The organism is Chitinophaga pendula, from assembly GCF_020386615.1.
GTDB classification, from domain to species: domain Bacteria; phylum Bacteroidota; class Bacteroidia; order Chitinophagales; family Chitinophagaceae; genus Chitinophaga; species Chitinophaga pendula.
The window spans coordinates 5,529,462-5,552,500 of the sequence record NZ_CP077769.1; the positions used below are offsets into that span (position 1 = coordinate 5,529,462).

At 43.7% G+C, this 23,039-nt stretch carries 15 protein-coding genes and 2 rRNA genes (1 of these 17 only partly in view); 10 read left to right on the plus strand and 7 right to left on the minus strand.

Going from position 1 to position 23,039, the window contains the following annotated elements; translation table 11 throughout:
* The first annotated feature begins 288 nt into the window (after positions 1-288).
* The 7 genes from KTO58_RS20400 to KTO58_RS20430 all read left to right on the plus strand — a co-directional run bounded on the left by KTO58_RS20400 (position 289) and on the right by KTO58_RS20430 (position 10,483).
* Positions 289-1,857: a hypothetical protein gene (locus tag KTO58_RS20400; protein ID WP_225859852.1), complete on the plus strand. Its 1,569-nt coding sequence runs from the start codon at positions 289-291 to the stop codon at positions 1,855-1,857.
* 1,185 nt (positions 1,858-3,042) lie between these two features.
* The gene (locus KTO58_RS20405; protein WP_095837609.1) at positions 3,043-3,798 is read left to right on the plus strand and encodes a leucine-rich repeat domain-containing protein; all 756 of its coding nucleotides are present in this window, start codon (positions 3,043-3,045) and stop codon (positions 3,796-3,798) included.
* A 968-nt stretch (positions 3,799-4,766) separates the two neighbouring features.
* A complete protein-coding gene (locus KTO58_RS20410) occupies positions 4,767-8,531 on the plus strand; it encodes a hypothetical protein (protein ID WP_157752824.1) in 3,765 nt (1,254 codons plus the stop codon).
* Between the two features lie 26 nt (positions 8,532-8,557).
* Positions 8,558-9,124, plus strand: coding sequence for a DUF6443 domain-containing protein (locus tag KTO58_RS20415; RefSeq protein WP_095837607.1), 567 nt, complete (start codon positions 8,558-8,560; stop codon positions 9,122-9,124).
* Positions 9,125-9,185: 61 nt separating this feature from the next.
* The gene (locus KTO58_RS20420; RefSeq protein ID WP_095837606.1) at positions 9,186-9,626 is read left to right on the plus strand and encodes a hypothetical protein; all 441 of its coding nucleotides are present in this window, start codon (positions 9,186-9,188) and stop codon (positions 9,624-9,626) included.
* A gap of 139 nt (positions 9,627-9,765) precedes the next feature.
* Entirely contained in the window at positions 9,766-10,050 is a 285-nt protein-coding gene (locus KTO58_RS20425) for an energy transducer TonB (RefSeq protein ID WP_157752822.1), read from the plus strand.
* A 262-nt stretch (positions 10,051-10,312) separates the two neighbouring features.
* Complete coding sequence (locus tag KTO58_RS20430; RefSeq protein ID WP_157752821.1) at positions 10,313-10,483, plus strand: hypothetical protein; 171 nt, start codon at positions 10,313-10,315, stop codon at positions 10,481-10,483.
* 258 nt (positions 10,484-10,741) lie between these two features.
* Here KTO58_RS20430 and mnmE read toward each other — a convergent pair whose 3' ends face one another.
* The 5 genes from mnmE to KTO58_RS20455 form a co-directional block, all read right to left on the minus strand.
* Positions 10,742-12,124, minus strand: a complete 1,383-nt coding sequence (gene mnmE / locus KTO58_RS20435) for a tRNA uridine-5-carboxymethylaminomethyl(34) synthesis GTPase MnmE (RefSeq protein WP_095837604.1) — start codon at positions 12,122-12,124, stop codon at positions 10,742-10,744.
* Positions 12,125-12,218: 94 nt separating this feature from the next.
* Positions 12,219-13,055 (minus strand): energy transducer TonB, encoded by an 837-nt coding sequence (locus tag KTO58_RS20440; protein ID WP_095837603.1) that lies wholly within the window; start codon positions 13,053-13,055, stop codon positions 12,219-12,221.
* Between the two features lie 47 nt (positions 13,056-13,102).
* Positions 13,103-13,690 carry an ExbD/TolR family protein gene (locus tag KTO58_RS20445; RefSeq protein ID WP_095837602.1) on the minus strand — a complete coding sequence of 196 codons (588 nt, stop codon included), beginning with the start codon at positions 13,688-13,690 and terminating at the stop codon, positions 13,103-13,105.
* Between the two features lie 62 nt (positions 13,691-13,752).
* On the minus strand, positions 13,753-14,406 hold the full coding sequence (locus KTO58_RS20450) for an ExbD/TolR family protein (protein ID WP_095837601.1): 654 nt from the start codon (positions 14,404-14,406) through the stop codon (positions 13,753-13,755).
* Positions 14,407-14,475: 69 nt separating this feature from the next.
* Positions 14,476-15,330: a MotA/TolQ/ExbB proton channel family protein gene (locus KTO58_RS20455; RefSeq protein ID WP_095837600.1), complete on the minus strand. Its 855-nt coding sequence runs from the start codon at positions 15,328-15,330 to the stop codon at positions 14,476-14,478.
* Positions 15,331-16,043: 713 nt separating this feature from the next.
* On the opposite strand from KTO58_RS20455, the gene KTO58_RS20460 reads away from it, so the two are divergent.
* From KTO58_RS20460 to KTO58_RS20470, 3 genes are all read left to right on the plus strand, one after another.
* Positions 16,044-18,626 carry a zinc-dependent metalloprotease gene (locus tag KTO58_RS20460; RefSeq protein ID WP_095837599.1) on the plus strand — a complete coding sequence of 861 codons (2,583 nt, stop codon included), beginning with the start codon at positions 16,044-16,046 and terminating at the stop codon, positions 18,624-18,626.
* 254 nt (positions 18,627-18,880) lie between these two features.
* Positions 18,881-19,903, plus strand: coding sequence for a LacI family DNA-binding transcriptional regulator (locus KTO58_RS20465; RefSeq protein ID WP_095837598.1), 1,023 nt, complete (start codon positions 18,881-18,883; stop codon positions 19,901-19,903).
* 125 nt (positions 19,904-20,028) lie between these two features.
* Entirely contained in the window at positions 20,029-20,850 is an 822-nt protein-coding gene (locus KTO58_RS20470) for a hypothetical protein (protein WP_095837597.1), read from the plus strand.
* Positions 20,851-20,914: 64 nt separating this feature from the next.
* Here the strand turns inward: KTO58_RS20470 and rrf are convergent.
* Positions 20,915-21,026: ribosomal RNA gene (gene rrf, locus KTO58_RS20475) — 5S ribosomal RNA — on the minus strand.
* Between the two features lie 103 nt (positions 21,027-21,129).
* A 23S ribosomal RNA gene (locus tag KTO58_RS20480) occupies positions 21,130-23,039 on the minus strand; it runs 975 nt beyond the window's last position.

A 23,039-nucleotide genomic window follows, 5' to 3' on the forward strand; every position in this document is an offset into this window, starting at 1 on the left:
AAAGGACGAATTAAAAAAGGTTCAGTTTAGATTGTTGCTACAAGGGATAAGTACTCTCATTTGCATGTAGCACAGGCACACATTACACGAAAAGCGCTGTGTTTAACAATTATTTAACCGATTCACAAAACTAAAAAAAAATATAATACGGATTGTAGCACCCATTGCCATTTATCACATTTAAATTTTATTGCAATCGTGTTAAAGTGACTATAATTCTAATCGTATTATAATCTCCGTCCATAGATCGATCATTTACCTTTGGCTACCCGCAATAAACGATCGGATATGCAACGACACTTCCCCTATTGGTTATTTTTTCTGTTTTTGATATTCTTTTTTACGCCTACTGCGTCTGCCCAGTCAGATTACATTGATCTGGGTAACAAACAGTACCAGCTACTGGATCGATTGGATATTCGCACACAAGGCGATTCCATATTAGGTTTCACTTTTGTGAAGCCATACAACCGTAAAAACATAACGGAACGGGTATTATGGATCGATTCAATGGCTACGAAAGGCTCATTGCCATTTGTGCTAACCTCAACAGATAAATACAATATTCAACGATTATTGTCTAATAACTGGGAATGGGCGACGGGGCATACTCCGATCACATCCAGAAAATCGCTCTTCGGTGTATTCTATAAAAATCCCGGTGCTTTATATGCTGTAAATACGCCAGACTTCAAACTGGTGATCAATCCGGTTATGAACCTGCAATATGGGAGTGCTAATGACGGTACCGGCAGCATCTTTCAAAATACAAGAGGGGTTGTATTAAGAGGAACTATCGGCAACAAGCTGGGCTTCTATACCTACCTAACGGATAACCAGGAACGTGATCCGGGCTATGTAAGGGATTTTGTTGCACGCAATGATGCAGTCCCGGGCGCTGGCTTTTATAAGTATTACAACCGTAATGGCTATGATTACTTTGATGCGCGGGGAGGTATCTCATTTAATGCCGCTAAATATTTCGATATACAGTTTGCCTATGATAAATTATTCATCGGCAATGGCTTTCGCAGCCTATTTCTAAGTGATTTCAGCAGTAACTATTTGTACCTGCGTATCAGCACCCGCATCTGGAAGTTCGACTATGAAAATATCTTGGCGCAGACTATTGGTCCCTTCCCTCCTTACGGAATGGATGGGAAACGGGAGATCCGTCCGCAGAATTATATGATGATGCACCATCTCTCCTTGCAGGTCACCAAATGGCTGAACCTTGGTTTTTATGAGAACATTATGGAGAATGGTAAAAATGGATTCCATCTGAGTTATCTGAATCCTGTTATCTTCTACCGTTCGATAGAACAGCAACTGGGTTCTGTTGGTAAGGCTAACGTTGGGTTTGAAGCTAAAGCCAATGTTGCAAAGACAGTACAACTTTACGGGCAATTACTTATCAATGAATTCGTAACTAAGGAAGTCCTGCATTACAGCAGAGGGAACTATGCCAATAAGCAAGCCTTACAAATAGGCATGAAGTATATCGATGTCTTACAGGTAAAAAACCTGGACTTACAACTGGAAGCGAATTTTGTACGACCTTATACCTATACCAACTATGACAGTGTCACTAACCTCACCCATTACCGGCAACCGCTGGCACATCCACTCGGTGCTAACTTCAGGGAGTATATAGGGATCGCCCGTTATCAGCCACATCCCCGTTTATATCTTACTGGGAAAGTAATGTATCACCTCCAGGGACTGGACTCTGCCGGCGTTAATATGGGCGGTGATATCTCACACAGCTACACCACAAGACCACGGGATTACGGTTTTTACACATTTAATGGTAACTCTCTCCTACTAACAAAATCACCCACTCTCACTCATTTATAATCCTATCCATACAACCATTCAATCCCATCCCCAACCTTCCAACACTCTATCCATCACCCATCACCCCCACCCAAAAAAAACAATACTTCAACCTTCATCCACACTCCCTTCTAAAAAAAACTATATTACATATTTTTCTCAACAATTTCTTATTAATCTCTTTATTCCTCCATATAAATCTTACACCCCATCACATATACATTCTTCCCTCCAAACTTCATTCCCCCCACATCATTTTCACCCTCACTACCCACTTTCTTAACTAAAACCCACCTTCCCCTCCTCCTACACAAAACCTCCTCACAACCAAAACCTTATTCACAAAATACAACCCTCCTGTTTTTCAATTCCCCAATCACCATACCCCCACACTTATTAACCCACCATCTCCCACTCCAACTAAACCCTACCCATCATCCTTTCATTATAACACATCACCACAACCCCATCCCCCCTTACAAATCATCACCTATAACAACAAATCTCACAATACATCCACATCCCCCTTCACACTAATAATAATCACATTAACTTCACTCTAAAACTCAACATCCTCCAACCATATATCAACTAACCCAATCATCTATTTTCTTTCCACCCATTCTCCCTTCCCCCCCCCCTCCAACCTTCCTTTCTAACCACCCCCTTATTTACCCCCCTATTTTCCCTCTCCCATCATCATAACATAAAACTACACACCACTCCCACAATCTCAACCCCCTCCCCCACTCTCCCCCCCTTACTACCCCAAATCCTATTACCCACTCACTCCTTCCCCACAAAAATCCCTTTTTCTAATCTTACCTCTCCCACCTCCTTTCAATACAACCCACCCCCCACCCCACATAATCCTCTCCTTCCTATCCCCTTCTCTTTCTCTCCTTCAACCCACCACAAACATCTTTCCCATTTTTTTTTCCCCCTTAACCTCCCCAACCCCCCACACAATAGTGTGGGGGGGTGGTGTGCCCCCCACCCCTCCCCCCCCCCCCCCCCCCCCCCGCCCCCCCCCCCCCCCACCGCACCCCCCCCCCCCCCCCCCCCCCCCCCCCTCCTGGGGGTACCACCCCTATCTATTCCTCCTTCTGGCAACATTATTCGGTAGACGAAGAAGTAGGCGGCGTAGTGGAAATAAAACAAGACAGCGACGTAGTAAATATCTTGATCAGCAAATAAGAACCAGCTATGAAAAAAATGCTCTTTTACATACTCACGCTGGCCGGCCTCGGCGCTCAGGCACAAAATCTCCGCTTCCCCGATAATAACTTTAAGGAAGCTCTCCTTTCCAACGGTGTAGATGCCAACGGCGACGGCGAGATCCAAATGGCAGAAGCTAAAAAAATCACTAAGCTGTACATCGACCACGCCAATATTACCGACCTTACCGGTATCAAAAATTTCACGAACCTGGAGGAATTCGGGTTCTATGACAATAAGCTCCGCATCATCGATTTCTCCGGGATGAGCAATCTCAAATCCATCTACGGCTTTAACAACGAGATTGAGCGGTTTAATGTGAAAGGCTGCACAAAGTTGCAGGACATTTACCTGAGCTTCAACAAAATCCGCATGCCCGACGTAAATGGCTTGCCCGCGCTAAAAGACCTCCGGCTCGATAATAATGCCATCTCCAATGTGGCATTTTCCAACGTGCCCAACCTCGAAGTGTTAGAACTCCAGCGGAACAAAATGTACACACTTAAGCTGGACCACCATCCTAACCTGAGGCGTCTTAACCTCACAAACAACTACTTCAGCACGCTGGATTTTACCCCTTTTAAAAAGCTGGAGGAAATATGGCTGATGGACAATGAGTTCCTGAAATCGCTACATATCCGTGGGCTGCGTGCGCTGAAAGAGCTACACCTCGAAAGCTGCCCCCTACTCATTAACCTCAACCTCAGTGGCACGGTAAGCCTCCGAAAGTTTAACTGGTATTAATTTACAGGTATAAATAGCTGGTAAAATAAGGCTTTCAGCTCGTTACTGTTGTACTTTAAAGTACTTGCACTCGCTTGCGAGTTTATTTGCCAATACAGAAAGGGTAATACCATGATTCTCATATAATAAGTATCCGCTAAGTCACAACTGGGAGCGAGCTTCGATAAGAAATATATTGTAGAAATGGTTTCACTTTTCATCTTTTTCCCTCATCCCTGTTTCCTCCGGTGCAATCACGATGGATTATCAACATTCTAAGTTTTTAAAATAATATCTAGTAGCACGGTCCTATAAGACATTTAAAACGCTGTATACCAGTTTTCCACTTTATGGGGATAATCAACAACAACTATCATTTCGCTCTTATAACTTCTCCTAGACTGAATAGAGGTCATAGCTGCAGCCTCATGGCCATGCCGCTTTAATACATGGGAATTACTGGACACCGCAGATTTGATAGCTAAAAAGGCACAAAATTATTCATTTTTAAATTATCTTATTTTATTATAAGTTAACCAACACCGTAGAAATCTAGTGGAAAAGATTTCTTGTAGTTTTCTCAGAAATAGGGTTTCTTTGTCAAGTATATGCCAATTTCTGTACGTTGTTGGATTGCTAAGAGCTGTTGTTTGTAAATCGTTTAAATAATCCGCATTATTGGCGAGTAACACAATAGCTTCCCTTACCCTTTGTTTCTTGGATTGTGGATGCGACATTAACTTATGAAAATCAGTTTTCCAAAGTGCCACGCGGTAGGGAACAATATTGGTTTCTGAAAGCCTATATCCTTCAAAGCAATAGTGCTATGAGGAGAATAGACTGTACAATATCTGTCAATGCCTTTAATCCATTTTCCATGCTCAAGATGTAAGCATCCTTATACTATACAAGCGGCTGTTAACGCATAAGTATGTTTACGTGACCTATACTCTTAAAAGAAACAACTGAATATACTAATATCAATTTTCATGAGCAATGTTCAATTCCTGAGAAGGATATATTCTGTCAGCATAATAAGCAGAAGACTTTTCTCTATATGCATTTCTTTGATGTTTAGCCTTTATTCGCTTGCCCAAATTAACCCTGGGAAAGCGATTAATGTTACTCCCCCTGCGCCTACAGCTAGTGCAATGGCAAAGTATATTGACTATCCTGTTTCTTTGAGCAGTGGGATACCTAATATTAATATTCCGCTTTATGAATTCAAGTCGTCAAAAATAAATGTTCCCATTTCTCTAAGCTACCATGCAGGAGGTATTAAGGTAGCAGACAGAGCCTCGGCGGTAGGTCTCGGATGGTCATTAAACGCTGGCGGTATGATAAGCCGTACAGTGATGGATCTGCCAGATGATTATACTTATGGTTTCAAAAACATCCTAATGCCGGATGATGGTGCGAACAGTTCCTATAACATAGAGTGTTTTGGCAACTACATGTTAAATTGGTACTCTACGCAATATCCCAAATATGACGCACAACCCGATATTTTCTACTATTCTACTCCGGATGTCAGTGGAAAGTTCATGTTCAGGAATAAAATTGCTCCTGGCATAGAACCGGGCATCATGTTGTTACCATTTAGCAATGTTAATATCCGCTATGACGTGAATCCTCAATCATTTACGCTCCTTAATGAAAGAGGTGATATATATGAATTCGGAAAGACGGCCAACTCAACCGAGAAATATGATGCAGGAAGCACAGGTTCTGGTGGCGGAGGCTTCCCGATAGGATATGATCCTAAGACGGGTGCCGCTATTATGAACCCTAGTAATTTAAATAGTAACACCAACACTCCTTTAAGTAATATCAGCTCTGCATGGTATTTAACAAGGATAATATCTGCCGATAAAGGAGATACTGTATACTTTAAGTACGAGGCTGCTGGCGAACAAAGCTACTCGCGGATAACAACCTCCTTGACAGCTTTTTTTTCGGGTAATAGTCTGCCACAAAAGTCGCAAGGATCAATTTATAGGAAAGAGACAAAAATACGAATTAGTGAGATAGTTAATGCCAATGGGAAAGTCATATTCAAGTATGCCGCACAAAATTTTGGTGAATTAGCGGCCATTGACATTTTGGCTATAATTGGTCCCAGCGAATACAAAAAGGTAAAAAGTTTTGAATTTGGGCAATCCTTTTTTCGTAATGCAATAAAAGCTCCTAACGGGCTAAGACTGGATAACGTTGTAGAAATAGGGTATGATCAACAACAACAGGCACAAAGGATGCAGCCTTATGCATTTAGTTATTATACGGATAATGTGCCGACTTTTGATAGTAATAGCCAGGATTTCTGGGGATACTACAATGGAAAGTTAAACAGTGACTTATTATACGTAAAATCGGCGATATCCAGGCAAGAGAGCAAGGAGAATGGTGTTGATTACGCTTTTGAAAACAGGGAAGCCAATGAGGAGATGATGAAAACAGCTAGCCTCAAACGCATCACCTACCCGACCGGCGGCTTTACCGCCTTCGAATTTGAAGCCCCTAAAGCACAAATCGAAGAAACCGAGACTAAAACCGTAAAAAGAGAACTCGGACATCATATTTCAACCATGTATCTGAATCCGGGAGAAGGGAAAAAAGGCACAAGCATTATATTTAAATTAGATCCACGCACGGTCATGGGAGATATACGACTAAAATTCACAGGATCTGCCACTTGTTTACAATCTTCGCCGCTTAGAGAATGTGTAAGTAACTCTCCTGAAGTAAGGTTGCAACGAGCGGATAGAAGTGATGTTGGATACGGTTGGACCCTTAGTCGTCTGACCTCCGGTACAGGTACAACTTATGACGAGTTTGAGACGGCACAGGACCAGTTGGCAGGGTTGTCTAAAGATGTAAATTATGAATTATATTTTCCTTATCCGGGAGAGCTCACCAAAAGTGAACAAGCTACCAAGTACCGACTAGACGCTACCTTAAACGAATCTTATTATGAAACGGTTACCACTATGAATACTATCTCGCGTGTAATAGGCGGGCTAAGAATAAAGACGATTACACATGATGACGGAACTGGCAATCAGATCATAAAGAAATATAACTATCCAGAATTCTATTATAACTCCAATGTATTCAATGGCAAGTTCGATCGAATTGTTAGTTCGTTGGCCCAGGAGACGGGGTTCTTATTTAACCTAGGTTCTGGAACAAGAACTATCGAAGAGGAGTTAAGCATTAATCCGACATTGAGTTATCCTTTTGTCAAAAGCCAAAAAATATTCTCAGAATCACCATCTGTATCTATAGGTGGGGCATCTAATAATTCTGTATCCTATGAGAAGGTAGAAGAAAGTCAATACTCGAAAGACGGGAGAAACCTTGGTAAAACTGTATATACATTTAGAAAGGCTATCGACTATGTTTTTAATCCATTGCCCAATATGCGTTTTGACCGCGAGTTTTTGAGAGCTCAACTCCTAAATGTAAAAGTCTATAAAAACGATAATGGTGTTGATGTACTGGTGAAAGAAACAAATAACGTGTATAACAATCTGAATGATTTTGATGCGGATACTCGTGGTATGGATAGCGTAAAATTGTTTGTTGGTGAAACTCAGATAGGGCGCAATTTCGGTTCTGGAACGAATGGCCTTTTCTCATTCCAGAACTGCCTGGCATGTAATGAGTTTGGGAAGGATCAGACAATGAGGATTTATCCCCTTTACTATCATTCAGTCAAGCCATTGCTTGTTTCGTCGCAAACAACCACCTATGATACGAATGGTGGCAATCCTATTGTATTGAAAAAAGATTACGAGTATGCTGGTAATAAACATGTATATCCTACACGTATATCGGAAATAGATAGCCGGAAACGGACTGAAGTAGTAACAACAAAATATCCATTGGACTATACCACTAGCAATTGCGATGAGTCGGCGTGTATCAGGAACTTCAATTCCAGCTTGTCTGTACTGGTTACTCAAAGAGAAGCATGTGAGCAGCCTGTGCTTTCCGGCGTAACACCAAGGACTTATGATGTCGCCCAGCAGAACTTTAAAAATTGCCAGGAATCTTTTCGTCAGTCTTTGCAGACACTGGTTAACCAATATGGGTCATGCCGGACGCAATATGAACAATGTTATGCTAATGCGAAAGCTTCAATGTCCGCCGAAAACCGGGCGATAGCTAGTATGAAAGATCTGAATATGGTTGCAGATCAGATAGATGTTGTTAACAACATATCCGGTCAGCAAACTAAACGCATATTAACAACTTATAGCGATTTGAATACAGCTGGGAGTATTGTTAAGCCTGTGCAGGTCAGTATTCAAGAAGGCAGTGGCCTTATAGAGTCCAGGTTTAATTATATCAACTACGATAATCGCGGAAATTTGACAGAACAGGGCAAAACAGGAGATGCTTCCGAAGTTTATCTCTGGGGATATAAAGGGCAGTATCCGGTTGCTAAGATAGTAGGTAGCAATTATCAAGTAGCCCGTTCATTCATCAATCAGGCGATACTTGATAATCCAGCAAATGAAGGGGAATTAAGAACAGAACTTGCCAAAATCAGAGAAGGGCTAAGCGGTAAAGCATTAGTAACAACATTTACTTTCAACCCACTTATTGGATTGACTAGTGAAACAGATCCCACTGGCAAAACGATCTATTATGAGTATGATGTATTTATGCGGCTGAAATTAATTCGTGATATGAATGGTAAAGTCCTGAAACAAATAGATTATCAATACCAGGCGCCTATACAGCAATAAATTTCATCCATTTCCAATCTGACCTTATGAAACGAATTATATTTCTTCTTATTCCGGCTTTCTGTACAATTTGTGTATTACCAGTAAGCGCACAACAACCGAACGGCAGCGGGCGCCCAGGAGCTACGGCACAACCCATACCTGGTCCTTTTACCAATACCACCATTAATTACATACGCACCTACGAGCCGTCTGTCCCAATCAGTGATCCGGCAGCAGTAAGTACGAACAATAACCTCCGGCAGGTAAGACAGAACAGCCAATACTTCGACGGGCTGGGCCGTCCCCTGCAAACCGTCAGTAAAGGTATGGGTAAGGATGGTAAAGACATCGTAGCGCCGGTGGTTTATGACCAATTCGGCCGGGAACAATTCAAATACCTACCTTACGTTTCTCCAAGTAGTGATGGAAAGTTTAAAACGAATCCCTTTGTGGAACAAGCTGGCTTTATGGGTGGCTATCACCAAGGTGAACAGATTTACTATGGCGAAACCGAGTTTGAAGCATCTCCGCTGAACAGGGTGATGAAAGCCTATGCACCAGGCAATAGCTGGAGCCGTACAGGAGGTAACGTACAATGGTGGCGACCCTAATGCATTAGGGGTTGTTGTCCCAAGTTTGAGTCTTTTTGGAGAGGCAAGCATAGTAGGTGGCATGACTACATTCTCAGCTTCTGGCGTAAATGTTTTTGATAAAAACGGCAATTTACGTTCTCCTGAAATAGTAGCTAACAGCGCAGTTCACGAGCTTTTGCATACGGTAAGATTTGATCATCCATTTGAAAAGACACAAGGAGCAGATACAAAACTTGTTAGCGAGGGAGGAAACAATTATTCAACCACACCCGCCACAGACTCCAAAATTCCTTTTAATGTGATGAATTATCCAATGATCAATATAGATGGGAAGAAGTCCGGCGATTTATGGAAGGGTACAGGGCAATCACCATCTTATTTAACTAAAGATCAAATTAAAATGTTGTTAAATGAAATTAAGCTGCAGACTAATGGCGCTGGTGCGCCAGGAAGTTCGGGTTATTTAAATTATTGGATTAATACCCCTGGGGAAGATGTTAAAAAGAAAAAAAATGAATAAGCTTATAATACTTTCGGTTTTTCAGTTTGGTATGTTATGGAGTTGCCATGCGCAACATAGGGTTGATGGGACTATACAGAATTGTAGTCAAGAGTATGATTCTACGTTACGGCACCTGGTATATAGCAATGTAAGTAGGATGCCTGAATTTGACAAGGGAGAGATTGGCCTTTTGAGATTTTTTAAAGCTAATTTTCGGTACCCAGAAAAACAAGATTTTTTTCAAGGTTCGATCAACTTAGTGTTCATCGTTGATACTAATGGTAGAGTAAAAGATGGTCACATTTTGAAGAAATCAAATACGGAATTAACTTTATTAGATAAGGAAGCATTACGTGTGTTATCAATTATGCCCAGGTGGAAAGCAGGGAGCTGTGAAGGACAAAAAGTTCCAGTAAGGATGTTTTGGCCTGTGAAGTTCTGATTTATGCCAATAATGACCTGATTGTGTTTGGGGGCTTTAAATTTACATTTAACAGAGCTTGGATAATGTTGATCCAATACTTAGTATTACTTCTATGAATTAGGTTGACTGGTAACCGGCGTCAAAGTACGGATGCTGAACACTGACCAATGGCTGACCACTACCAGCTATTATGATGACAAAGGGTGATACAGGCGATCTCTGACAACGTGAATGGTAACCAAGATGCAATTACCAGCTTGTACGACTTTACCGGTAAGTGTTGAGCACCTATCAGCATCACAACAATGCCAAGAGCACGCAAACGACCACTACGCGCATACTCACTTTACTTGATTACGATGATGCAGGTAGACTAACTACTATTCGTAAGCTGATCAACGATCAACCGTTAAAAACAATTGCCACCAATGAATATGATGCCCTGGGATAGCTGAATAAAAAAACATTGGGCAATGACCTGGAGATACTGGAATATACTTACAATATCCGTGGCTGGCTATTCCGCCAATCAATACAATGGTAACATTGCCGGTATTACCTGGCGGGGAAATCTTATTACTAATTTAGCCGTTTATGGATCAACAACAAAATAAAACAAAGGAAAAATCAAGCATCCTGTCAAGATGCAATATTGATAAATATTACGTTAGGTAAACAAAGAAAAATAACTATAAATAAAAGAAAGGGGTTACTTCCCAATACAAAACTTCGAGAAAATAAAATCCAGTCTGTCTTCATTCGTCACTTCACCAGTGATCTCGCCGAGATAGTGTAAACTCCTGCGGATGTCCAGTGCGAGTAAATCTCCCGGTAATTGATTTTCCATTCCTCCTTTTACTGCATAGAGGGATTGTAATACTTCCTGCAATGCACTGTGATGTCGTGCGTTGGTGATGATGGTATCTTCTGTCTGGATGCTACCACTTATTACTTTGGCTACGAGTTGTTGTTTAAGCTGATCAATATGTGCGTGGTTTTTAGCGGAGATAAAAAGTATATCGGGAATGGTTGCGAATTTTTTGCGGATGTTCTCTTCTCCTTGTATATCTGTTTTGTTGCCGACCAGCAGGTGATTCACTCCCTGACTGCTGAATGCATTGATCTGCCCGAGGAGTTCATCTTCGGTTAATTCATTTACGTCGAAGAGGTATACTACTACTCCGGCTTCACGAATTTTTTCGAGTGTCTTTTGGACACCAATACTTTCGATGGTATCTGTGCTTTCGCGGATACCGGCGGTGTCTATCAAACGGAAGAGTATGCCATCGATATTCAGTATCTCTTCGATGGTATCGCGGGTAGTGCCTGCTATATCGCTTACAATGGCCCTATTTTCGTTTAAAAGTGTATTCAGGAGGGTTGATTTACCCGCATTAGGTTTTCCTACTATCGCGGTGTTAACGCCATTTTTGATCACATTACCCATACTGAAGGAATTCACTAGATGACGTACGAGGACGGTAGCGTTATCGACCAGCTCATACAAGCGGGTTCTATCGGCAAATTCTACATCTTCCTGGCTGAAGTCGAGTTCGAGTTCGATGAGTGCGGAGAAGGTGATCAGTTGTTCGCGGAGGGTTTTCAGTTCGCGGGAGAAGCCGCCTCTCATTTGTTGCATAGCGGTCTGATGGCTGGCTGCTGAGTTGCTAGCGATGAGGTCGGCTACGGACTCTGCCTGTGTGAGGTCGAGTTTGCCATTCAGGAATGCGCGTTGTGTGAATTCGCCGGCGCGGGCGAGGCGGGCGCCAGCCAGCACAAAGGCATCCAGCAATTGTTGTTGGATATACGGGGAGCCATGGCAGGATACTTCTACTACTTCTTCCCCGGTGTAAGATCTCGGGGCTTTATAGAGGCTGACTACGACCTCATCGATGATACGACCATTACTGACGATGCTACCGAAGTGCAGGGTATGGCCTGGTTGTATTTCGAGGTCTTTAGAGGGGAACAGGCTATTACAGATGGCAATGGCTTTGGGACCGCTTAATCTGATAACTGCGATGGCTCCTATACCAGGTGCGGTAGCTATTGCGGCTATTGTATCGTCATGTCCTGTCAATTTCCCCAGCATATAAATTATTTTAGAGAGCAATATTAACCTTTTCGGCATAAAAAATCCCCACCAGGGTACTGGTGGGGATTTACTATTGACAAATAGTATAGTACTACTCTTGCAGTGTAAAGCGGATGGGCAGGTTGAACTGTACAGATACCTGACGTCCGTTCTGCTTACCGGGTTTCCACTTCGGCATGGTTCTCACCACGCGTACGGCTTCTTCCTCGAGGCCACCACCTTTAGCGGCGCCTACAGTCTTTACATCTTTGATATTACCTTCAGAGTCTACGATGAACTGCACGAATACAGTACCGGAGATTCCATTTTCCTGAGCTACCCGTGGGTAACGGATGTTTTTGTTCAGGTATTTGGCGAGTGCGTCTTCACCACCCGGGAAGGTAGGAGGTTGCTCTACGAAGGTAAAGATCTCTTCTTTAGGAGGCGGGGGTGGTGCTTCTACCACACCAGTACCTTTACTATCTTCCAATAATCCCGGGTCGATACCGTTGGGATCACCTTCTACGGTTTTGGTACTTACCGCTTTATCTTTGATTTCTTCGATCTTTGGTGGTTCTTCATCTGGTGGTACCTCGTTATCTTTTTTGATTACGGGAGGTGTGAACTGCACAGATGGTTTTACCGGTGGTGGTGGTGCCGGGGGAGGCGGCGGTGGAGGCGGCGTCTTCGGATCATCCGGAAGCTTGATATCCTCCATCTTAATCTGTTCAATAACCGGCTTTTTAGGATTTTTAGCCTCTTCAGCGCGTATATAGTTATTGATCAGATAGCCCCCGAGGACCAATATAGCAACAGACGCGGTGCCGAGGATGGCATTCCGCACCCGTTTGTCATATTGCCTTCTCAGGTCATAAGCCCCATATTCTTTGTTCCTGCCATCGAACAGGATATCAAGGAAATCGGACTTTGAGATTTTAGCTGAATCCATTGTTTACGTTTTAGAGATGGATGCAAAAATTAATGATTTTCCATAAATTACTGAACGCCGTTGGCTGTTTCCGTTTGTTTGATCCATTGCTTATCCTGATCGCTGATATCAACGGTAGCATAGCGTTGGATCCGGTTGATGGCCATTTCGTCCAGGATGTCTACGAAGTTCTTATAAGTGGCATCATTATCTGCCTTTATAATTACTACAACATCTTCTGGTTCACCTTTTGCATTTCTCATCTGGGCTACTGCGTCGCGTTTTTTGATGATAACGTCACGAATGCCGTTTTTGTTAGCGAAGTTGGTAGCTTTGAAGAAGTCGGGATTGGCGGATGCGTTAGGATCCTGGGCCAAACCTTCGTAATAATATACCTGGTCTTTTTTACCTAAGAGTATAGTGAGAGCGGTACTTTCCTTTACTTTATTCTGTTCTTCTTCTCTTTCTGTATCCTTCGGCATTACCAGGTCCATTGTTTTGGGCTTGGACATTGTCGTTGTCAACATGAAGAAGGTAATCAACAGAAAGCCAAGGTCCACCATCGGAGTCATGTCTACGCGGGTAGAAAGTTTTTTCGACTTCGTACCCTGGTGTTTGCCTTTCCCGCCACTACTACTGGTATCCATTTCTGCCATAGTAGCTTAGTTTTTTTGATTTATAATCAGCAACCTACTTTCTCGTGAAAAGTACCTGCCTTTTACTTAGCTGGTTTACCTTCTTGTGCCAGCGCTGCGGCGGAGCCTACAGGTGGTGTTTCCAGGTTGGTAACCAGGTTCAGTTTCTGTATTTTTTTGTCTTTAAAGGTATCCAGGATCTGTTTGATTACAGGGTATGGTGTACCATTATCGGCTTTGATACAGTATTTCAGCTTAGGATTATTATCCTGTGCAGCTCTTGCGTATTCGATCCAGGAAGACAGTTCATTATTAGAAGAGTCGGTAGGGATACCTTTCTCCAATCCTGATTTTTTCCTTGCTTCAGCGCTTAAAGAGAGATAGCTTTTCAGATCTTTCAGGTCAGTACCTACGCTGGCGCCGAGGATGAAGTTGTTCATTTCCTTGGTATCGAGGCCGAGTTTGAACTGAGAGTTGAGATCTTCGATCATTTTCTTTCTTTTACTCTGACCGTCCATGCTGAAGAACACCCGGCCGCCTTTGTCTATCGTGAGAAGTATCACGTCGGAATCGGGCAACAATTGGGTATTGATAGAGGACGGAGTTACCACGGTCACCGGTTCGTCCGGTTTAAATTTGGTAGCCAGCATGAAGAAAGTTAACAGCAGAAAGGCCACATCACACATCGCCGTCATGTCTACGAGTGTGCTCTTCCTGGGCATTTTAACTTTAGGCATCTTTACTCCTTTTTTGGTTTACTTTAATAGAGATTCAAAACCTTGCGGTTTCCATACAAATAATAGCTATTATTTGTGGTTAGCAGCGAAGCTTTGTGTCAAAGTAAAGCCAGACTCATCGATAGCGTAAGTGATACCATCGATGTTGGTGGTAAAGTAGTTATACATGATGATCGCAACAGCGGAAGTACCGATACCCAGTGCAGTGTTGATCAATGCTTCAGAGATACCTAATGCCAGTTTAGCGGAATCCGGAGCACCGCCAGAGGACATTGCTGCGAACGCTTTGATCATACCTAATACTGTACCGAACAGACCGAGCAGGGTAGCTACGGAAGCGATAGTGGAGAGGAACACCAGGTTCTTTTCCATCATAGGCAGTTCGAGCGCAGTAGTTTCTTCGATTTCGTTTCTGATAGTGAGGATTTTTTGATCAGTATCCAATTCGGTATTGGTGATCATTTCTTTGTACTTTTTCAGACCAGCTTTCAGTACGTTACCTACAGAACCTTTTTGTTTGTCGCATTCAGCCAGTGCTGCATCTACATTCTTGTTAGCCAGGTGATACTGTACTTTTCTCACCAGCTCAGCGCCGCTGAATTTACCTTTTGCTTTGGACAGATAGAGGAAACGCTCGATCACAAAAGTCAGACAGATCAGCAGGACAGAGATCAGAATGGGTACGATTACACCGCCATGATAAACTGTAGCGAACCATTTGCCGATACCGCCTTCTACTGGCGTACCACCAACTATACCTCCCTGGAAGTTGCTTGGGTTACCCAGTGCCTGGTAGTAGAACACATAGGCTATTGCGATACAGATGGGAACTGCCAGTACCGCAAACAAGTTGGAAGACTTTTTAGGTTGATGAGAAGCCGTTTTGGCAGTAGCTGCAGTCACAGTTGTTTTAGTCTCAGCCATGTTGATTGAATTTTAGTGTTAAAAATTAAACTATTGTTTGTTAATATTTAATGCTAGTCAGTGATTCGCAAAGTTATACGCTTGACTTAAAAAAACAAGTGCAGCTCAAAAAATCTCACAAAATTTAACCTCCCCCTCAAATGCCCTACCACAGGACATTTAACACCCTTGTTATTGATTGAGCATACACTTAAATTACCAAAAAACCTATGTTACGACTTGCCTATGTATAAATGTCCCTGTCCCTAAATGCTAAATATCTATTGATATTTTTCAAAGTTGGACGCACAATTTAAGAAAATTTTTAAATGTTCCAACAGAATTTTTACCCTTGCCTTAGTGACTCTACCCGCATCAGCTTTACATCTTCAACTGTCATAGTTTGGTGATGCAGGCCTATATTGGAAACACAGACTTTACACCCTTCATACCCGCTGTGATAGCGGTTTATCATACATAAGCACGCTCAATCAATGTAATTATTAACTAATCTTTAAGTTGATTTCTGTCAACAATTTTACTCATACATGGTGTTCTAATTTTAAATAGATCGTGTGACTCCTCGCTTCGAATTCATCGCTATTTTAATCCATTCCTAATGCAATTATGGCGCTTATGGATTTTCCTGATAAGTTACTGCATTATATGTTTATTTGCAACCTACTTTCCAAAAACCACCACCCTAATTGCGGGGCAAACTTCAATTTTAACAAATGATTAAGCATTTCCCGAGCACGGGGGTCACATGCATCGTAGCACTTATCTGTCTAGGATTGTCAGACATGCCGGCCTTTGCGCAGAAAAAAAAGCGTAAAGAGAGCACACCGGTGACCTCACCTGTACCTAAAGACTCAACTGCCAGACCCCCTATGGGTAATCTACAGGCTGGTCCTAAAGCTCCTGTCAAGAAATTTGCCGAATTGATCACGCCTAAGGCAAAAGCTGATTCGGGGCTATTTAACATCTACAAACAGGAGGACAAAATCTTCCTGGAACTGCCGGATTCCTTACTAGGACGGGATATATTGGTCGTGAACCGTATATCCAAATCAGCGGCCGGATTACGTGCTTTATTCTATGGCTATGGCGGGGATCAGATTGGGGAAAATGTGATACGGTTTGAGAAGGGGCCTAACAACCGCATCTTCCTGAAGAACATATCTTATTCGGAGATCTCGAAGGATTCCACTATGCCGATGTTTAATGCCGTGATGAATTCGAACATACAGCCGATAGTGGCTGCATTCGATGTGAAGGCTTATTCAGAGCAGGGTAAAGGCTCCATCATTGACCTGACCGAATTCATCAACAGTGATAACGAGGTATTGAACTTCAGTGCCCGTATGAAATCCATGCTTAAGCTGGGCGGGGTACAGGGGGATAAATCTTATATCGTAGATGTGAAATCCTATCCTATCAATACGGAGATCAAAACGGTGAAGACCTATTCCCGTGCGGGCGGCGGTGCGCCGGGTATGCCACCCACCAGCGGCGGTAATGCAACACTGGAATTAAATAGTTCACTGGTATTATTGCCTGCCAGACCTATGCAGCCTCGTTATTATGATCCGCGTATAGGTTATTTTACTACTTCCGTAACGGATTTCGATATTGATCCGCAGGGAGTAAAGCGGCTGCAAATGATCACTCGCTGGCGACTGGAGCCCAAACCTGCTGATTTGGAAAAATATAAACGTGGGGAGTTGGTAGAACCGATTAAACCTATTGTTTTCTATATTGATCCGGCGACGCCTGTAAAATGGCGGAAGTACCTGATACAAGGTGTGAATGACTGGCAGGTAGCCTTTGAGCAAGCTGGTTTCAAAAATGCTGTTGTAGCGCGGATGGCGCCTACTGCCGCAGAGGATTCTACCTGGTCACTGGAAGATGCCCGTTTTTCTGCGATCGTTTATAAACCTTCTGATATTCCTAATGCCAGCGGGCCTCACGTACATGATCCCCGTTCAGGAGAGATCCTGGAGAGTCATATCAACTGGTATCATAACGTGATGAAGTTATTGCGTAACTGGTATATCGTGCAGGCTTCGCCTAATGATACACGTGCGAGGAAGATAGAGTTTGATGATGAGTTAATGGGAGAACTGATCCGTTTTGTTTCTTCGCATGAAGTAGGACATACGTTGGGGCTTCGTCATAACTTCGGTTCCAGTTCTACTTATCCTACGGAAAAGCTCCGGGATAAAGCATGGACTAAAGCGCATGGGTTTGCGGCTTCTATTATGGACTATGCACGTTTCAATTACGTAGCACAGCCGGGCGACGGCATTACCGGTTCGGACTTGTATCCCCGTATTAACTATTATGATAAGTGGGCGATTGAATGGGGGTATCGTATGATCCCCGGGGTGAGCAATGCGGATGAAGAAAGTGGTACTTTAAATAAATGGACTATTGAGAAACTGAAAGAGAAGAAGTACTGGTTTGGCCGGGAGAACAATGCAGATGATCCCCGCTCGCAGAATGAGGACCTGGGTGATGATGCGATGGCTGCAGGCCGTTATGGTATTAAGAACCTGCAATTCATTCTTCCGAACCTGCTTGCCTGGACACGCACCAGCAATGAAGGCTATGCTAATCTTTCTGAGGTCTACAAGGAAGTAACGGGACAGTTTGGCCGATACATGGGGCATGTAGCCAAGAATGTGGGTGGTATTTATGAAACGCCCAAGTATGTGGAGCAGACAGGCGCCGTGTATGAGCCTGTTCCTAAATCCATACAGCAACAGGCTGTTCAATTCTTACAACAGCAGCTGTTCACTACACCGAAATGGTTATTGAACAATGAGATCATTACCAGGATCGGAGCGGAAGCTCCCGGTATTATACAGGAGCGGCAGGCACCGGTATTGGAGCGTTTGCTCAGTGTACGTACGTTGAACAACCTGTTGAATGCAGAAGCTATATCCAATGGTAAAAGTTATCAGGCTGTTGAGTTGTTAAACGATCTTCGCAAGGGTATATGCAGTGAGTTGACTACGCGCAAGCCGATCGATATTTTCCGCAGGAATCTTCAGAAAGCTTATGTAGCGCAGCTGGCTGAACTACTGGGTAACAATAATACACCAGCTGCCAGCGGTGCTATGATTGTAATAGGTGGTCCTTCCAGTCCTACTACGGACCCAAGCAAGTCTGATATCAGCAGTCTTGCACGGGCACAGCTAACTACCCTGAGAAATGAAATACGTGTATCCGTTAACGGTATATCCGATAATATGAGCCGTTATCACCTTAATGATCTGATCGAGCGTATCAACAAGGCGCTTGATCCTAAATAATACTTATCGATCTACATGGTGTGATCACTCAGCCGATCTACACTTTGTTTGTTCATATGCAATGCCCGCCTCCAGTGCTCTATGCTGATGAGGTGGGCATTGTTGTTTTCAGCCGGCTGCTGAGCGGGGGCGTCTATAATGTGTATCGGTTACACTTTGTATAGCCGCTACCAGCTTAGATTACAAATTATAATTAGTTCTATAAATTGCTTAATATCGCTCTATAATTCTATCATTAACCGAAGCCTCAAAAAGTGAAAGAACGAACGAATAAGGTTACTATATATGACATTGCGCAGGCACTAGATCTGTCTGCTTCTACTGTATCGCGTGCGTTGCAGAATAATCCCCTTATTAATGAAGATACGCGGGAGAAGGTGCAGCAGATGGCTACAGAAATGGGGTATGTACCCAACTGGATCGCATCGAGCTTACGGAAGAAGCGATCCAATATTATCGGGCTGATCGTGCCGCGTACATCCATGTATTTTCAGAGCACGGCTATCAGTGGTATTCAGCATGAGGCGCACAAGTATGGATTCAGTATTGTGATCGGTCAATCTGATGAGACTGTTGCGATGGAGAAGGAGCTGGTGCATACTTTCTTTTCGCTTCGTGTGGATGGGCTACTGGCGGTATCATCGATGTTCACCACTAACTATGAGCATTTCGGTCCTTTTATCCGTAATACTATTCCTTTGGTTTTTTATGACCGGGTACCGGTTGACTTTCCTGGTTATACGATTACGGGGGATGATTACCGGGGTGGTTTCCTGGCAACGGAACATCTTATTCAACAGGGTTGTAAACGTATTGCACATTTTTCCGGTATACTGACCTGTAACCTTTATCAGCAGCGTCTTGCCGGCTATAAGGCGGCGCTTGCCAAGTATGATATCCCATATGACGAGCAGTTGTTGTATGTACATAACCTGACGACGGATGCTGCTACTACTGCCACGCAGCAATTATTACAGTCCTCTCCATTGCCTGATGGCCTTTTTGCTGCCAACGATACTTCTGCTGTGGCATTTATACAAGAGGCGCGGCGTAATCATATTGACGTACCCGGGCAGATCAAGGTAGTTGGTTATGCCAATGATCTTTCTTCGCGTATTATCAGTCCTTCTCTGACGACGATCGAACAATCGGGTTACAATATGGGTCAAAAGGCAGCTTCTACGTTAATACAGCTGATCAACCATGATGAGACGGTAAAAGTGACCCAACACTATGTCTTCCCTGTGGAGTTGATCCAGCGGGACTCCACGCTTTAAAGCTATTTCTTTATAGATAGGGGGGGATGGCAGGCGGTTCTGGAATCCAGGGCTGAATGTGTATATTGTGTCAGCGATAATTTGCTGTCACTCTTTTTACGCACCTATTCATACCTACAACTTCTATGAAACGTCCAGTATTTTCCTGTCTGTTATTATCTATTCTTCTGGGTGCCGCGTCCTGTAACCGGCATATTTATGTTCCCAATACGGTGAATGTACCTTTATTAAAGGAGAGACATGAGTTTAAGGGAAGTCTTTCTCCTACTAATTACCAGGCTGCTTTTGCGGTATCGAACCATGTAGCTGTGATGGCTAACGGGCAGTATGTATTTCGTTTTGATCCTCCCGGTGTTACTAACGAAGGGGATGATCTGTTGCTGAATGACAATACCCGTGGGGGGTTGATAGAGGGAGCTGTAGGTTATTTTACGTCTATGGATCTGAAGAAGCGGATGATGTTTGATGTATTTGCCGGTTATGGTAATGGAAGTTTTAAAACTATTACCAAGGGATATAATAGCGGGAGTGCTGCGGATCGTAATGATTATCTGTTGAAAAGTCGTTTTAACAAGTTTTTTATTCAGCCCAGTGTAGGGTTTGTGCATCCTGTGGTGGAGACGGCGTTCAGTTCCCGGGTATCGTTAGTACAGTTTTATCAGTTGTATGCTGGCGGGAAGGCATTTGAAAATAGTGGTGAGCGGCGGGCTAATTTTTTAAAGATCGGGGATAAGTTGGTACCTTTTTTTGAGCCGACGTTTACGGTGCGGGTGGGATATAAGTATGTGAAGTTCCAGGCGCAGCTGCAGTTTTCTTTATTGTTGAATGATGCGCAATATAGTGGTTATGAGATCAGTGAGTATTTTCAGCCGGTGGCATTTGGGATGGGCGCTTCTATCAATATTGCGCAGTGGTATAAGGAGGTGGGGTGGCGGCGCGGGCGATGATCCGTATTTTTTGTGTATGGGTAAAAATGAAAAAGCCCCGACTGAAAGTCGAGGCTTTTAATAATTACGGCGGCTACCTACTCTCCCGCATTTTGGTGCAGTACCATCGGCCATGAGGGGCTTAACTTCTCTGTTCGGAATGGGAAGAGGTGAACACCCTCGGCAAAACCACCATAAGATCTTTGCTGTTTTGTATGGAGTGCTGGATGCTTTGCAGACATCGTGACTCACAGCGCAATAAGGTACATATTGGGAAGTTGTATACTTTCAGATAAAATAAAATTAAAGCTTACGGGCAATTAGTACTACTTGGCTTTGATGTTACCACCTTTACACCTATAGCCTATCAACGTCGTAGTCTGCGACGGCCCTTAAAAGTAAACTCATCTTGAGGTAGGTTTCACGCTTAGATGCTTTCAGCGTTTATCCTGTCCGTACATAGCTACTCAGCACTGCACCTGGCGGCACAACTGATACACCAGCGGTACGTACGACCCGGTCCTCTCGTACTAAGGTCATGTCCTCGCAATTTACTAACGATCACAACAGATAGGGACCGAACTGTCTTGCGACGTTCTGAACCCAGTTCACGTGCCACTTTAATCGGCGAACAGCCGAACCCTTGGGACCTTCTCCAGCCCCAGGATGTGACGAACCGACATCGAGGTGCCAAACCTCCCCGTCGATATGAGCTCTTGGGGGAGATCAGCCTGTTATCCCCGGAGTACCTTTTATCCTTTGAGCGATGGCCCTTCCATACAGAACCACCGGATCACTTTAGCCAGCTTTCGCTCCTGCTCGGCTTGTTTGCCTCACAGTCAAGCACCCTTTTACTAATGCGCTCTGCGTACGATTACCAACCGTACTGAGGGTACCTTTGCGAGCCTCCGTTACTTTTTAGGAGGCGACCACCCCAGTCAAACTACCCACCAAACAATGTCTCCGTTGCCGGATTAGACTCTAAGTAACAGAAGGTTGGTATTTCAACGATGACTCCACAACTCCTAGCGAAGCTGCTTCATAGTCTCCCAACTATCCTACACATCTGGCACTCAAAATCAATGTTAAGTTGTAGTGAAGGTTCACGGGGTCTTTCCGTCCCGTTGCGATTAACCGGCATCTTCACCGATACTACAATTTCACCGAGCTCATGGTAGAGACAGTGTCCAACTCATTAGACCATTCGTGCAGGTCGGAACTTACCCGACAAGGAATTTCGCTACCTTAGGACCGTTATAGTTACGGCCGCCGTTTACTGGGGCTTCAGTCAGAAGCTTTGGCTTGCGCCGAACATCCTTCCTTAACCTTCCAGCACCGGGCAGGTATCAGGCTCTATACGTCATCTTACGATTTTGCAGGGCCCTGTGTTTTTGTTAAACAGTTGGTTGGACCATTTTACTGAGACCGCATCACTGCGGTACGCCTTATCCCGAAGTTACAGCGTCAATTTGCCTAGTTCCTTTACCATGGATCACTCGAGCGCCTTAGGATATTCTCCTCGACTACCTGTGTCGGTTTACGGTACGGGCTGCTATAACCTAACCTTAGAGGTTTTTCTTGGAAGTCGGTTTAGGATCACTATCCACGCGGCCGAAGCTTTGTGGTACTATCAGGTTCATCATCCCCGGCGGATTTGCCTACCAGGAATATAACTACACCCTTTAACGTAGTATTCCGTAACTACGCGGATCTTTCACTCCTCCGTTACCCCATCGAAATTATAGCAGGTACTGGAATATTCACCAGTTTGCCATCAGCTACCCCTTTCGGGTTTGCCTAAGGACCCGACTAACCCTGATCCGATTAGCGTTGATCAGGAACCCTTAGTCTTACGGCGATAAGATTTTTCATCTTATTTATCGTTACTTATGCCTACATTTTCTTTTCTAAACGCTCCAGCATATCTCGCGATACACCTTCGATGCAGTTTAGAATGCTCCCCTACCGATCATCTGCTATAGCAGTAGATCCTAAAGCTTCGGTTGTATGTTTGATGCCCGATTATTTTCCGTGCCCGAACCCTCGACCAGTGAGCTGTTACGCACTCTTTAAATGAATGGCTGCTTCCAAGCCAACATCCTGGCTGTTTTAGGGTTCGAACTGCGTTTGATCAACTTAACATACGATTAGGGACCTTAGCTGTTAATCTGGGTTATTTCCCTCTCGGCCATGGACCTTAGCGCCCACAG